This is a genomic window from Shewanella khirikhana, assembly GCF_003957745.1.
GTDB classification, from domain to species: domain Bacteria; phylum Pseudomonadota; class Gammaproteobacteria; order Enterobacterales; family Shewanellaceae; genus Shewanella; species Shewanella khirikhana.
Genome location: NZ_CP020373.1, coordinates 2,948,830 through 2,963,196, shown reverse-complemented (window position 1 = coordinate 2,963,196; position 14,367 = coordinate 2,948,830). Strand labels below are relative to the sequence as shown.

10 protein-coding genes are annotated in these 14,367 nt (G+C 55.9%); 5 read left to right on the top strand and 5 right to left on the bottom strand.

Features of this window, described 5'->3' with window-relative positions:
* Nucleotides 1-97 precede the first annotated feature (97 nt).
* Entirely contained in the window at nucleotides 98-2,986 is a 2,889-nt protein-coding gene (gcvP, locus tag STH12_RS12925; RefSeq protein ID WP_126167913.1) for an aminomethyl-transferring glycine dehydrogenase, read from the top strand.
* A 491-nt stretch (nucleotides 2,987-3,477) separates the two neighbouring features.
* Here gcvP and ampC read toward each other — a convergent pair whose 3' ends face one another.
* Complete coding sequence (ampC, locus tag STH12_RS12920; RefSeq protein WP_126167912.1) at nucleotides 3,478-4,650, bottom strand: class C beta-lactamase; 1,173 nt, start codon at nucleotides 4,648-4,650, stop codon at nucleotides 3,478-3,480.
* Between the two features lie 672 nt (nucleotides 4,651-5,322).
* Between ampC and STH12_RS12910 the strand changes: the two genes are divergently transcribed.
* Nucleotides 5,323-5,754 carry a DUF4339 domain-containing protein gene (locus STH12_RS12910; RefSeq protein WP_126167911.1) on the top strand — a complete coding sequence of 144 codons (432 nt, stop codon included), beginning with the start codon at nucleotides 5,323-5,325 and terminating at the stop codon, nucleotides 5,752-5,754.
* Between the two features lie 43 nt (nucleotides 5,755-5,797).
* Nucleotides 5,798-7,699 carry a GYF domain-containing protein gene (locus STH12_RS12905; RefSeq protein ID WP_126167910.1) on the top strand — a complete coding sequence of 634 codons (1,902 nt, stop codon included), beginning with the start codon at nucleotides 5,798-5,800 and terminating at the stop codon, nucleotides 7,697-7,699.
* Between the two features lie 80 nt (nucleotides 7,700-7,779).
* Here STH12_RS12905 and STH12_RS12900 read toward each other — a convergent pair whose 3' ends face one another.
* A complete protein-coding gene (locus STH12_RS12900) occupies nucleotides 7,780-8,934 on the bottom strand; it encodes a sterol desaturase family protein (RefSeq protein WP_126167909.1) in 1,155 nt (384 codons plus the stop codon).
* 203 nt (nucleotides 8,935-9,137) lie between these two features.
* Here STH12_RS12900 and STH12_RS12895 point away from each other — a divergent pair, with 203 nt between their 5' ends.
* The gene (locus STH12_RS12895) at nucleotides 9,138-10,004 is read left to right on the top strand and encodes a DUF2927 domain-containing protein (protein ID WP_164551208.1); all 867 of its coding nucleotides are present in this window, start codon (nucleotides 9,138-9,140) and stop codon (nucleotides 10,002-10,004) included.
* A gap of 91 nt (nucleotides 10,005-10,095) precedes the next feature.
* Entirely contained in the window at nucleotides 10,096-11,250 is a 1,155-nt protein-coding gene (locus STH12_RS12890; protein WP_126167907.1) for a hypothetical protein, read from the top strand.
* A gap of 115 nt (nucleotides 11,251-11,365) precedes the next feature.
* Here STH12_RS12890 and STH12_RS12885 read toward each other — a convergent pair whose 3' ends face one another.
* The 3 genes from STH12_RS12885 to STH12_RS12875 all read right to left on the bottom strand — a co-directional run bounded on the left by STH12_RS12885 (nucleotide 11,366) and on the right by STH12_RS12875 (nucleotide 14,317).
* Nucleotides 11,366-12,874, bottom strand: coding sequence for a tetratricopeptide repeat protein (locus tag STH12_RS12885; RefSeq protein ID WP_126167906.1), 1,509 nt, complete (start codon nucleotides 12,872-12,874; stop codon nucleotides 11,366-11,368).
* Nucleotides 12,875-13,106: 232 nt separating this feature from the next.
* Nucleotides 13,107-13,715, bottom strand: a complete 609-nt coding sequence (locus tag STH12_RS12880; RefSeq protein WP_218567747.1) for a DUF1287 domain-containing protein — start codon at nucleotides 13,713-13,715, stop codon at nucleotides 13,107-13,109.
* Nucleotides 13,716-13,771: 56 nt separating this feature from the next.
* Nucleotides 13,772-14,317 carry a peptidylprolyl isomerase gene (locus STH12_RS12875; RefSeq protein ID WP_126167905.1) on the bottom strand — a complete coding sequence of 182 codons (546 nt, stop codon included), beginning with the start codon at nucleotides 14,315-14,317 and terminating at the stop codon, nucleotides 13,772-13,774.
* Nucleotides 14,318-14,367: the final 50 nt, after the last annotated feature.

The following is a 14,367-nucleotide window of genomic DNA, read 5'->3' as shown; positions in this document are numbered from 1 at the left end:
CGCCAGGAAAAACGAAGCCCCCCGGGGCTTCGTTTGTTTTATCCGACATAAAGCAGATCGGTCGCTTACCAGACCGGCGTAATTTGAAAGGTTTATCATGACCAAGCAAACCCTCACAGAGCTGGAACAGCACGAGCTGTTTCTGACCCGTCACATAGGTCCCGATGCCGACGAGCAGCAAGCCATGCTGAACTACGTTGGTGCCGAGTCACTGGAAGATCTGACCAAGCAAATCGTACCCGAGTCTATCCGCCTGGGTCGTGAGCTGAACGTGGGTCCATCCAACGCCGAAGCCGAAGGTCTGGCCTATATACGTAAGCTGGCCGACAAAAACCAGGTGTTCAAGAGCTACATCGGCATGGGTTACCACGGCACCGAAGTGCCAAACGTTATCCTGCGTAACGTGCTGGAAAATCCAGGTTGGTACACAGCTTACACCCCTTACCAGCCAGAAATCGCCCAGGGCCGACTTGAAGCCATCCTGAACTTCCAGCAGTTGTCCATCGACCTGACCGGTCTGGACCTGGCCTCAGCCTCCTTACTGGACGAAGCCACTGCCGCTGCCGAAGCCATGGCGCTGGCCAAGCGTGTATCCAAGGCCAAGAAAGCCAACCGCTTCTTCGTAGCCGACGACGTATTCCCACAAACACTGGACGTGGTAAAGACCCGCGCCGAGTGTTTTGGCTTTGAGATTGTGACCGGTCCAGCTGCTGATGCCGCTAACCATGAAGACCTCTTTGGTGCCCTGTTCCAGTACACCAACCGTCTGGGTCAACTGACCGATTTCACCGAGCTGTTTGCCAAGCTGCGTGAAAAGAACGTAATTGTGACCGTGGGCGCCGACATCATGTCGCTGGTGCTGCTGAAGACCCCGGGTGCCATGGGCGCCGACGTGGTATTCGGCTCTGCCCAGCGCTTTGGCGTGCCAATGGGCTTTGGTGGCCCACACGCTGCCTTCTTTGTGTCCAAAGACGAGCACAAGCGCTCTATGCCAGGCCGTATCATCGGCGTGTCCAAAGACACCCGTGGCAACACCGCCCTGCGTATGGCCATGCAAACCCGCGAGCAGCACATCCGCCGCGAAAAGGCTAACTCTAACATCTGTACCGCACAGGTGCTGCTGGCCAACATGGCGTCTTTCTACGCCGTATTCCACGGCCCACAAGGTCTGAAGGTTATTGCCTCACGCATTAACCGTCTGGCCGACATCCTGGCCGCCGGTCTGGCTGCCAAGGGTGTGACTGTACTGAACACCCAGTGGTTCGATACCATCAGCTTCAAGGCCGATGTGGACGCCGTACGCGCCCGCGCCCTGGCTGCCGGTGTGAACCTGCGCTATGACGCCGACGGCGTGATGGGCGTAAGCATTGCCGAAACCACCACCCGCGCCGACCTTGCCGAGCTGTTCGATGTGATCCTGGGCGCCGGTCATGGTCTGGATGTAGCGGCGCTCGATGCCGATATCCTGGCCAGGGGTTCAAGCTCTATTCCTGCGGCCCTGGTGCGTGAAGAAGCTTTCCTGACTCACCCAACCTTCAACAGCTACCACAGCGAAACCGAAATGATGCGCTACATCAAGCGCCTCGAGAACAAGGATCTGGCACTGAACCACTCCATGATCTCGCTGGGTTCCTGCACCATGAAGCTCAACGCTGCCGTTGAGATGATCCCGGTGAGCTGGCCTGAATTTGCCAACATGCACCCATTCTGCCCATCTGAGCAGGCCGAGGGTTACACTCAGCTGATTGGTGAACTGTCTGACTGGCTGGTGGACATCACTGGCTACGATGCCGTGTGCATGCAGCCTAACTCAGGTGCTCAGGGCGAATACGCAGGTCTGCTGGCCATCCGCAAGTACCACGAGTCCCGTGGCGAAGGCCACCGCAATGTGTGTCTCATTCCTCAGTCTGCCCACGGCACCAACCCGGCTTCTGCCCAGCTCGCTGGCATGAAAGTGGTGGTTACCGCCTGTGATAAAGAAGGTAACGTGGATCTGGACGACCTGCGCGCCAAGGCTGCCGAAGTGGCCGAGAACCTGTCGTGCATCATGATCACCTATCCTTCTACCCACGGTGTGTACGAAGAAACCGTGCGTGAAATCTGTGACATCATTCACCAGCACGGCGGCCAGGTATACCTGGACGGTGCCAACATGAATGCTCAGGTAGGCCTGACCGCCCCTGGCTTTATCGGTGCCGACGTATCGCACCTGAACCTGCACAAAACCTTCGCCATCCCTCACGGCGGCGGTGGTCCAGGCATGGGCCCAATCGGCGTGAAGAAGCACCTGGCGCCTTTCGTAGCCGGTCACGCTGTGGTTAAGCAAGGTATCGAGAGCGACAACAATGGCGCCGTATCTGCCGCACCATTTGGCAGCGCCGGTATCCTGCCAATCAGCTGGATGTACATCAAGCTGCTGGGCAGCAAGGGTTTGAAGCAATCTACCCAGACCGCCATGCTGAACGCCAACTACGTTACCAAGAAGCTGTCTGAGCACTATCCGGTGCTGTTCCGTGGCCGTAACGATCGTATTGCCCACGAGTGCATCATCGACATGCGTCCGCTGAAAGAAGCCTCTGGTGTAACCGAGATGGACGTGGCCAAGCGTCTGAACGACTACGGTTTCCACGCCCCAACCATGAGCTTCCCGGTTGCCGGCACCCTGATGATCGAGCCAACTGAGTCTGAATCCAAGGCCGAGCTGGACCGCTTCATCGAGGCCATGGTTGCCATTCGCGGCGAAATCGCCCGTGTTGAGAGCGGCGAGTGGCCGGTTGACAACAACCCACTGGCCAACGCCCCGCACACCATGGCTGACATCATGGACCCGGCCTTCGATGCCCGCCCATACAGCCGTGAACTGGCGGTGTTCCCAACCGAGTCAGTGCGTGCCAACAAGTTCTGGCCAACGGTGAACCGTATCGATGACGTTTATGGCGATCGCAATCTGTTCTGTGCTTGTGTGCCGATGAGCGACTACGAGTAAAAATTGCTGCCTGGACTTGCTCCTGCGGCGTTAAATCTCGGTTCCAGTGCTCATTTACAAAAGTAAACTGCGCGCTGGAACCATCGATTTGCCTTGCATGAGCGGCGTCGGCAACGCAATTTTGGCCTTGTTGCCCCTTGGCTAGACTGACAAATAAAAAACGAGTGCTTCGGCACTCGTTTTTTTTATGGGCTAACAAAAGCCCATTTTTGTCCGCTGTTGTTGAAACCCTGTCGGCTTTTACCGCTGTGCCAGCAGCAGAAAGTTGTGGGTCTCAAACCGGGAGCGCCGAGCCCACACCCGGGGAAAGTGCGAAAGCGTGCCATTGGGCAAGCGACAGAATTAATTTTGTCGTTTAGCCGGAGCCGAAAGCTTTTCTGTCACCAGAGCTTGGTCTTGCTACAGCTTCGGTATCCTGACCCAGACTACGCGCCCAAGCTTATCGTCCTTGGCACTTCTCAGGAGGGAGCAATAGGTCATCTCTTGGCAATTCATTGCTGTGCAGCGCCGAGGATCCTGTAGGCCGCTTCAACCCTGGCGGGGATTGGGTAGTTTTTATTTGCCAGCATGACTATCGCCAGTCTCCTGCTTGGCACATAAGCCACATAGGCACCAAAGCCGCCGGTAGAGCCGGTTTTATTGATGAATACCTCATCCTGGGAATTGGCGCCAGTAGCGGGTGTTACTGGATTAGGCTTGGTTATTACATCCTTTGAGTTGCCCGCCAGCAAGGTGTCCAGCGTCGTTGGGTAAGGGTAGATTTCCCAGCCCAGCGCCTGGGTAAAATGGGTGGTTTGGTAGCGGCCTTTGTGGGTTTCTTCGATGGCGGCGCTTATCTCGGGCGATAATGGCGTAAGCCCCATATTGGCTTCGAGATACTTGAGCATGTTGCTGGCGGAGGACTTGATGCCATAGGCCTCAGCATCGAACATACCGGTCGACAGCCGTATTGCCTTGCCCTTGGCATTGTAGCCAAACGAATATTGCCCAAGCTTGGCTTCAGGCACCTTGATAAAGGTATTGTCCAGTTTCAGCTGGGGCAAAATAGTCTTTTCCATCAAGGTGGTAAAGTCAGCTTTGGCACTCAGGGCCGCAAGGTATCCGTACAGGCCTATGCTGGGGTTGGAATACATTCTGTGACTGCCCGGGGCAAACGCCGGTTGCCAGGCTTTGTAGTAGGCCAGCATCTCGTCATGGGTGCGGACGTTATTCGGGAACTGCAGTGGCAGCCCGCCGGCGCTGTATGTCGCAAGCTCAAGCAATGTGGCGTTGCCAATAGGCGTGCTTTGCCAGGCGCTGACAAAGCTCGCGGCTGTGTCATCAAGCTTGAATGCCCCCTGATGCTGCACATAGCTGCCCAGGGTGGCGGTAAAGGTTTTGCTGATGGAGCCAAGTTCAAACAAGGTGTCGCGGGTAACCTCTTTGCCCGCGGCGACATCGGCAAGGCCATACTGATAAAAATGCTGCTGACCATCCATGCTTATCGCAATCGCCATGCCGGGGATTGCGTAGTCTGTCATCAGCTGATTGGCTTGCTTGTCGACTTCCTGGGTCAGTGCCTGAAGCCTGGCATCCGTGGTTTCTGCCGTGGCCAAATGAGCGGATAAGCCGATTACCAGGGTGATGGCGCAGGTTGCGCTTTGCCTTATATTCATTCGGTTCATAGCATTCGCTCCATTCGCTCCATTCGTTCCATTCGTTCCATTCGCTCCATTCGTTCCATTCGTTCCATTCGCGCCATTCGTTCCATTCGTTCCACTCGTTCTATTGGGTTCAGCCCAGCCCGCTCAGTGCCAGCTCAGCTTAGCCCAGCTCAGTGTTAGCTCAGTATGGATTTATTCAATCCCGCTCTGCTGTCAGCCTGATGGCAGGCATGCAGCACAAGCCGTTGCCGCGAAACTGTGGATTCCATTCAACGCTAATCCAGTAACCAGTAAAGATAGTCAGAATCGGCACTCGGAAACAGTTAATAAAGCTTCATAAATACATTTGTTTCAATGCCGCGTTGGCAGGCATTGGCTGGCGTTGGCGCCGTGTTCAGCGCTGACGGAGTATTCCGTATTGGCGAGGATTAATTTTCCAAACTTGATGGCCTGAAACAGTAGTTTTGTTAAAAACTATCGGTTAATGTAGCCTGTTGACGTATTGGGTTTTCCCCTGAGAACGGATATGGAAATCTCTTGGTTGAACAAGCCTTTCAAGCTGTTGCTTTAAAAGAGTTTTCGCCCCCATACGCCATAAACAACTTACGCAGGACGCGCCACTTGCCCGCTCTGCCATCTGCCTGAAAACGATAATGAGTAGTTCAAACACTATTAAAGGGTAAGAGTTGACCTATGAAAGAGTGGTATTTCTCCCATAACGGTGAAGTCAGCGGGCCGCTGGGCCTTGCTGAATCAAACCTGTTTATTGCAAACAACCCAAATAGTTACGCCTGGCACCCGTCCTTTGCGCAGTGGATGCCGGTGAGTCACATCGACGAGTTTGATATTGCCATCACGCCACCACCGCCACCCAAGGCCATTCCCAAAGAGCTGATTGCTCACTTCATTGCCAAAGAGCAGGAGCTGAACAAATCGCTTGGGCGTATCGAAGATACCTTAAGGTCGATAGACAATTCGCGTGCCGAGTTGGAGCGCGACATTAACGAGACCAAGGGCGTGACGCAAACCTTGAATCAGGAAGTGAACACCACCCTGCGCAGTATCAACGAACAATACGAAGCGCTGCAGAAAAAACTGGCGGGATTCAAGTCCAAGCAGTCCTGAACCGCACCCTGATAACAGTTAACGGCGAATAAGAATAATGACGATGAAAAAATGGTTTCTATCCCAGGATGGCGAACTCACAGGGCCATTAACCGAAGCTGAGGCTATCGCCTATTTACAGGACAAACCCAATTGCTATGGCTGGCATCCCACCTTCAGCCAGTGGCTGCCGGTGAGTCACATTGCCGAATTTGTTGGCCGTGTGCCTGCGGTTGAGTCGCCTGCCAAAATTCCCAAAGAGCTGATTGACGGGTTCAATACCAAGCGCACCGAGCTGCAGCACACCTTCGGCGCTATGGATGAGTCTATTAAGTACACCAAGACTTATCTCTATGAGCTTGAACAGGAAATCAACATCTACAAGCGTCTCACCAATAAGCTAAGCGACGAAGTAAAGCAGGGTATTGGCGGCATTGAGTCCACCTATCAGGGCTATCAGAAGGTGCTGGAAGATTTGGTTTATGCGGTCAGCATGGCCAAGGTGGAAATGGAAGAGGTCACCGCCGAGTTCGATCAGCGCCTGTTTGAGCGCGAAAAGGACCTGGCTTCGGCGCCTGCTGCGCCCCAGGCTGTGCTGAACACCGCTGCCAGCCTCGGACTCGCCCTCGACCCGGTGGCAGTAAAGGCGGCCGCCGCGCCTGTTATTCCGGCGCCGGTTATGTCTGAGCCAAAGACAGTACAAAAGGACCCCTTGGCCAGCGCTGCCAAAGACGCCGCCGAGGCGCTGAAGCTATCCCAGTCAGCAGCCATCGAATTCGATATCGAGCCACCGGCTGCAGAGCCAGAAGTTGTGGCCGAGCTTGCTGAACCAGAGCTGGTTGAACCAGAGGCAGTTGTTTCTGCGCCAATCGAGCCCGAGACAATTGAACTCGAAGCCATTGAGCCTGACCCAGTTGAGGCTGAGCCAGTTGAGCCCGAAACCGTTGAAGTTGAAACAATCGAGCTTGAAGCCATCGAGCTAGAGCCTGTCGCCCCCGCTGCGCCAGCCAAGGCTGAGTTGGAACTGGTCGCCGACCCGGTGGCAACTTCAGTTACCCCTGATGCCGCCCAAGAACTGGTGGCCCAGCTTGAGCCTGTGGCGGATATTCAGGCTGAGATTAAGCCAGAGCCCAAGCTGCAGGTGGTGCAGGATGCGGTAGCCAGTAAGCCTGCTGCGGCGGAAACTGTCTCCCTGGATCCCGTGGCTGCCAAACCTGCTGCTATCAGCAAGATTGCACCGCCGCTGGATATCGACCCAGTAGCGGCGCAGCCAGCCAAGCCTGCTCAGTTGGACCCGATTGCCATGCCAGTTGATCCGATTGCTGCGGCAGTTGATCCAGTAGCCGCGGCAGTTGATCCAGTAGCCGCACCTGCCAAAGCAGCGGCCGTATCGCTCGACCCGGTTGCCACCAAGGCCGACCCCAATGATTTTTTTGCTGAATTAACCCAGCGCTCCCAGTCCCTCGACCCTGTGGCCAGCAGGCCGCCTGCGGGTATGGACAAGCTGCTGTTTGGTTTCAGCCCGGAAGAGTTTGGCGCAGCCAGCGGCGATGCCAAGCCTGCACCTCTGGCCGAAGTGCCCAAGGCTGAGCTGCCTGCCGATGCAGAGCCCTTAGCCAGTGCCGATAAGCAGGCCGATAACAAGGCTGATAGCAAGGCCGATAACAAGGTGAAGTTCAGCGAACAGCCAGAAGGCGATGAGGACGGTAAGAACGATAAGGGCGAACCCCTTGCCAAGTTGCAGGCAGTCACCAGCATCTTCAAGTCGGTATTCAAGGGCGAGAAGAAGGATGAGATCCGCTTCCTGTCTGAATCAGAGGCTGGCCCGGGCGCTGCCCAGGCAGAGGACGCCGCCGAGCCAGAATTGGCAGAGGCAACCGCTGACAAGCCCAAAGAGACTCAGCCAAAGGAAGTGAAGAACGACATCGAAGGCCGGATGCGCCGCCGTAGCAGAAGGCGCGGTTAACTTCCGCAGTCTCTTCTGCTCATGCAAACAAAACGCCCGAACCTTGAGTCGGGCGTTTTTGTAGCTGCTTTCAGCCTGGGTCAGCTGCCGGCGCTGCGGCGCTTGAGCCAGCAGCCAAAGGGGTACCACAGCTGGCCTAAGAAGGAACGGGGCAGCGGCTTGGTGGTGCCGTAGTGGGCGGGCCAATGTTTGGATGGCACATGCAAAGTACCAAACAGCCAGTCGTATATTGGCGTGTGGGCGCCGTAGTTGGTATCTATCGCCGGTTTTTCTGAGCTGTGATGCCAGTGATGGAACCAGGGGGTCACCAACAGATATTTCAGTGGTCCAAAATGCAGCCGGGTGTTGCAATGGATAAGCACCGCCTGCAGGGCGGCGAAGGCCACATAGATATCCAGCGCAGCCTTGTCGGGGCCAAGCAGATACAGGGGCACCATCACCATGGCGCGCTCAGAGAACATCTGAATAAAATGGCCGCGGGAGCCTGCCAGCCAGTCGAGATCTTCTACCGAGTGATGCACCGCATGAATGGGCCACAAAAAGCCCACTTCGTGAAACAGCCTGTGTTCCCAATAGAGCACAAAGTCGGCAGCGAGGATAATGGCCACCACCTGCACCCACAGCGGCAGTGCCTGCACCCAGGCCTGCACATCGTCACTCACAGCCCAGTGGAAGTGGCTCACATGGTAGTTGGCGTAAAGCAGGATGGCGGAAATCGCCAGATGGTTAAACACAAAGTACCACAGATCCAGCCCCCAGCCGGGTCGCAGGATCACCTGATCCCTGTACCTTGGCAGCAGCTTCTCGAGGGTCATAAAAATAAAAACCGAGCCGAGAAACGCCAGGATCAGCCAGTCGACACCGAGGGACAGCTGTTTTGGTGCCACTGGCCCCACAGGAATTTGCCAGCCGCCCAACAGAAATGCGATGCTGGTCAGGGTGATACCCGTTATCCCCAGACGGCGATAGCCCCCAAGCACAAAGGTCAGCAAGCCAAAAAACAGTGAAAAATACATGCCGTATTTCAGCACCTGCTGCAGCTCTTTGGCGTCATAAACCGCCCGAAGCTCGGTGGTGGTCAGGTAAGAGGGGTACAGGTAGGCAAGCACGGCCAGCAGCGACAGCGCGCCCAGAAACACGCTGGCGTAACCGCTGATCTTGCCTTCGCCGATGCGAAAGGCTTTATGAGGGCGCGACGGCACCTCGCGTTGCTGATATTGATACTGCTCGTTCATGGTCACATCCTTGTTTTGCCCGCCAGTTCAGCGTTGTGGGGCAGGGTAACTGGCCCTTGGTTGGCGCGTTGGCGTGCCGCTATTCTAACAGGGTGCAATACTTTTAACAGAGCAGGCGTACGGCATCAGCTTGTATACATGGGTTAAGCCGAAAGCCTGGGCAGTGACTGAGTAAATAATTTAATGAATCAATGGGATATAACATGAGTCGAGCCCAGTGCCCGCAAGATATGCCAATCAGCGCCAGGCCCGGCCGCGCAAACTTTGGGTTGGTGTTTAGCCACGGTTTGAACTACCTTGCCGCCGCGCTCGGGGCCTTGCTGTTGGCGGGCCAGAGCCTGGCTGCGCCGCTGCGCTCAGCCGACGCCAATTACCTCAATACTGCCTTTATCGCCAATGCCTTTACCGCCGTGGTGCATGGGCGGGAATATGAAGCCGGCAGCTTTGTCCTGTCCCGTTGGCCGGGGGAGATTAAGTTCCATATCCATGAAGGGATACAGGATCCCCAGGCTGTCTCGCTAATCGAGATGCACCTGAGCCAGCTTGGTGACATCAGTGGCCGCCGCTTTACCAAGGCACCCGCCGCTGAGGCCAGGCTGGAGATTTTTCTTACCCGTCAGCGGGACTGGCAGACACTGGTGACTGACCGTCTCGGTGCCAGGGCCGCGGCAAACCTGCATGGCGCCGTGTGTCTGGCCAATTACAGTGCTCCCGGGGGCGTGATAACGGCGGCGCAGGTGTTTATTCCGGTGGATCAGGCCAGGATGCAGGGCAAGCTGGTGTCCTGCGTGGTGGAAGAAATCACCCAGATCATGGGCCTGCCCAACGACAGCGAGGCGGTGTTCCCATCGATTTTCAACGACAGAACCCCGGACGACCTGTTAACACCGCTGGACTGGGTGCTGATAAAGCTGTTGTATCACCCCGATTTGGCGCCGGGGATGACAGCAAGCCAGAGCGCGGTTGCGGTGAAAACCCTGCTGCGCCAATGGCAGGCTGACGGCACCCTGCAAGGTGCTCCGGCGCAGGTAAAGCAGGGAGAACTCTACCGTATTCTGGGTCGGCGATGATGGGCCCTGTGTGTTCACACTGGTGCAACAACCGCCTTTAAGGTATCTTGGGGCGGAGTTTTCAGGCCTTATGGAATAGCCAAATAGAATCATGGAATTACCTGCATCGCTTAACAGTTTTCGCGCCCGTGTTACAGGGGCATTTCGTCGCCCGGCCAACAATTCTCTTTCCCGCGCGCTGGTGAGTTTGCGTCAGTTCTGGCACAGCCTGAATTTTGCTCAGCGCAGCTATTTGATGGCGACCCTGCTGTTGATTGGCGAAACAGTGTTGATGTTGGATTTGGGCACCTGGTTTATCAGTTTGCTAACGCTGATGGTGCTTGCAGCCCTGGCCAGCGAATTCTGGCCGCGCTTTTTGCATGTGTGGCACAGTCTGCCAGGTAAGGCATTGATTTTGCTGTTTTACGCGCTGGTGGCTAACTTTGCCCTGGGGAATGCTGCTGGTATGGTGAATGAGGTGACCGGCGTCTCGGCCGCAAGCCTGCCATACAGCCACAACTTTGCGATTTTGCTGAGTTTACCCGGCTGGTTTTTTATGACCTCCGTTATGATGCTGCTGCTCGCACAAGTGGCCATGCCCTTTTATCTGCTACTGTTGCTACTGCTTAAACCCTTTGGTATTCATGCTCTTTGGCATCCTCCCCATTATCGTTTTGTGTTTACCACCGCCTTGGTACGTTGGTTTTGGAGTATTGCGCTGCTGGTGCAACTGTTGATGTTTGGCGCCTTCACCGGCGTCGGCTCCGACTCAGGTACTTTAACGTCCAAGCTGTATGATGGCTTCATGGAGGCGGAAAAAGAGCTGGTAAACGAATTGCCGCTTAAGCAGACTGACGCTGATGAAAACGAGGTGATTGCAGCCGCTGCGCCGGTCGAGCCCGGGGCGGATGAGGCCCTGGTTGATGAGGCCCTGATTGATGATGCTCTGGTTGATGACGTGAATACGCCGGATGCTGAGTTCGGTATTCATTTATCCACAAATGGTGAGCGGCGCTCGTTGGCGTCGATGCCGATGCAGGAAATGCGCGCCAGAGCCTCGCGCTACCACAGCTTAAGGCAGTCGATGCTGGAATATTTTATCTATCACTATGAGGCCGATAGCCGTTCCCGCTGCGAGCACGAGGACGGCAGCAAGGTGGTGGAATTGAACGACTACGAAATCCTTGAAATCCTCGATCATGAGGCCGGGGACGTCCGTTACAGCTATAAGGTGAAAACCTGTGTGTCACCGGCCTTTGGTCACTGAACACAGCTATTGACCATGCTGCAAAACAAAAAAGCTGCCAGGGGCAGCTTTTTTTATGGGTGGCTTTTTTATGGAAGGCCTTTCTTATTCGAGGCTCAGGCGCCTGGTTTGTCAGTTATGCCGCTTCAGCGAGCGCTTTGCGGCGTGACTCCAGCCGAACTTCATACAGCGCCGCTTCGGTTTCAGTGAATGCCTGCTTCAGTGAGTGCAGGGTGGCCTCTGCCTTGCCGCTACTGAGCAGAAAACCATGGATTTCAGTCATCAGCTTGGCCCATACAGCGGCATCCACCTTATGCCCCTGCTCGAGGCAGGTTTCATAGAGCATATCAAGGGCAAAGGTGTTACCGCCGATCACCGCCCGCTCCAGCAGTTCTATAGCCCGTTCCGGGTCGCGCTTACCCTGCTCGCCGTCCTGCAGCAGGCGTATGGCATGGTTCTGATCCATATCGGCCTGGGCACTTTGGCTGATGGGGAAGCGGCTTAGGAAGTCCTGATAGCTGTTTTCGGCCTCAGTTTTTTCGTACTGCCCCAGGCGTTTGGTTAAGTCTTCCAGCGCCTGCACATGCTCGGGGGCACGGTCGGTGGCCGCCAATTTGTAATATTGCCGGGCGGTGGGCAGGTGTCGGCGTACTCCCAAACCCCGCTCGTGGGCCTGTGCCAGCAAGAACTGGGCGTGGGTCCACCAGGCCTCGGCCATCGGCGTCAATATCGCCACGGCTTCGGTGTGGGCGTCGTTGCTGTGCTTATGCAACAGCAACAGCTCGGCCAGGGTGAAGGCGGCACTGAGGTTATCGCTGTCGTCTTCCATGGCCTGGCGCAGCAAAGCCTCAGCCTTGTGCAGATCCCGCGCAAGCAGATTGCCGTTCAGGTACATCATCCCCAGCTCTACCCGGGTGTATTGGTCGTCCACTGCCAGCTCTTCAAGCAGGGCGGCGCCCTGGCGGATGTCATCGCGGTTATGCTCGTTTTGCAACAGTAACCAGGCGAGTTCCCGCTTGGCGCTGCTATCGCCGCCGGCGCTTGCCAGTTCAAACTGCTCCCGAGCCTTGGCGGCGTCGTTGCCATGCTCTGCGGACTGATAGTATCTGCCCAGCTTGAAGTGGGCTTCAGCGTGGCCTTTTTCGGCGGCTTTTTGCAGCCAATACAGGGCTTTGCTTCCATCCGGGTCGGTAAGTGGATTATCGAAATACATGGCGCCCAACTGGGTCTGCAAATCCACATCACCGGCCTCGGCGCCGGGACGCAGCAGCGACTCCAACTGCTGCTTATCGCCACCCAATACCGGGTGTACATTGAAGCTCAGCAAGGTGCGTTGTTTGGCGGCAAGGAGCGGGTCCAGCTCGGCGGCTTTGGCGTACCAGTGGCGGGCCTTGGCGTCATCGAGCATGCCGAACTCTTCCAGGCTGTATAGCTCAGCCAGCATTTGTGCGGCTATGCCATTGCCTTGTTCGGCCTTGTCCTGCAACAGGGCGGCGAGTTCGTCATATTTGTTTTGTCCCATCAGGCGCATGGCAGCTTTGATGATGGCGTCGGTGTCACCGTCTTTAAGGCGTTGGCGCTGGCGCCAACGGGAGAAAACGACAAACAGGGTAACGATAAACAGAATGGCAACTAACAGCTTCATAGCGATCCTTCACTGTTTCAAAGCATGGGCTCGCAGAGCGCGGGCCGGTTAATGAAATGTCTTACAAAGGTTGCCACGATGAAAAGAAGTCAAAGGAATTCATGTACATCCCTGCTGCAACCTTGGCTTCTTGGGGTCAGTGTGCATGGATTGAGCTGCAAGCGCAAGGCGATGTGAAGGCCATGTGCCAGGCAGCATGGCCATGCCAGAGGGGGAGTGTTGGCCGCAGCCCTTACTGCGCTTCAGCCTTTTGGGGCAAAAAGCGGAAACGACCTGTGATGGGGTAGTCGAACAGCATGTCTTCCAGCACCGGGCCCTGACCTATGTTGTGCACTATCAGCGGCCGCTTGCCATCGGTGGAGCGCTTGTCGGTGACTATGCCAATATGGGGCAGGCTGGCCGATACTGTCCAGGTCACCAGATCGCCGGGTTGGTAGTCGTCGCCACTGGCGCTGACCTTAAGTCGCTCACCATGGCGGCTGAAAAAGGTTTGCAGATTGGGCACCCGCCGGTGATCTATGTTGCTGTCTGGCTTGGATAAACCCCAAATGCGTTTGGATGGGTATTGGCTGAAATTGGCGCTGATGTCTTCGTGCACCAATGCCTGCAAATCCAATCCCAGGGCACGGTAACTGCGAATGACCACATCGGTGCAAACACCGATATCGGCCGGAACGTCGCCCATGGGGTAGGGAATGCGGTGGTAGCTGCCATCGTAGCGCACCTGATGTTGGGTGCGCTCAAGGGCCGCAGCAACCAGCTCGTCGGCGGTGATGGCGCTGGCAAGCCCTGGGGAGAGCAGCAACAGCAGCCAGAATGCGCATGTGAACTGACCTTTCACTTGAGTCTCCCTTTCACTTGAGTCTCCCTTTCGGTTTAGTGTTTGAAGCCGTGGGCTCAGTGCAGTCGAATGGCGTTGATGATGACCGGTGTTTTTGGCTCATGGAAGGCAATTTTTTTGTCATCATCGTAATATTTTTCAATTACTTCCGTATTGGCGATGGCATCCAGAACGGCTTGACCTTCAACCAGTTGCCCAAACACTGTGTAGCGGCCATCAAGATGGGGCCTGGCTTCATGGCAGATGTAAAATTCGGTGGAGCCTGAATTGGGGTCTTCATCCCTGGCCAATCCAAGTGTGCCCTTGATATGGGGATGGCTGTTGAATTCCGCCTCCACCATGGGCTCGCTGTTTTCATCCAGGCTGCCCGCCTGGATCACATGGCCCTTTACTACCCGATAAAACTGCTTGCCGTTGTACCAGCCACTGGCCGCCAGCCGCTGGAAGTTGGCTACGGTTTTGGGCGCCTCGTTGGGGAAGAACTCAAAGGTCATTTCCCCCATATTGGTTTCTATGGTGGCCAGGTTGTCGGCGCGCCCCTCGGGGCTCAGCAGCACAAAGGCAGCAGCGGCAATGCAAAGCAGGTAACGGGCAGGGTTCATGGGTTATTCCTTTTATATTATTGAGTTATGTTTTGATTTTCTTGATGTGT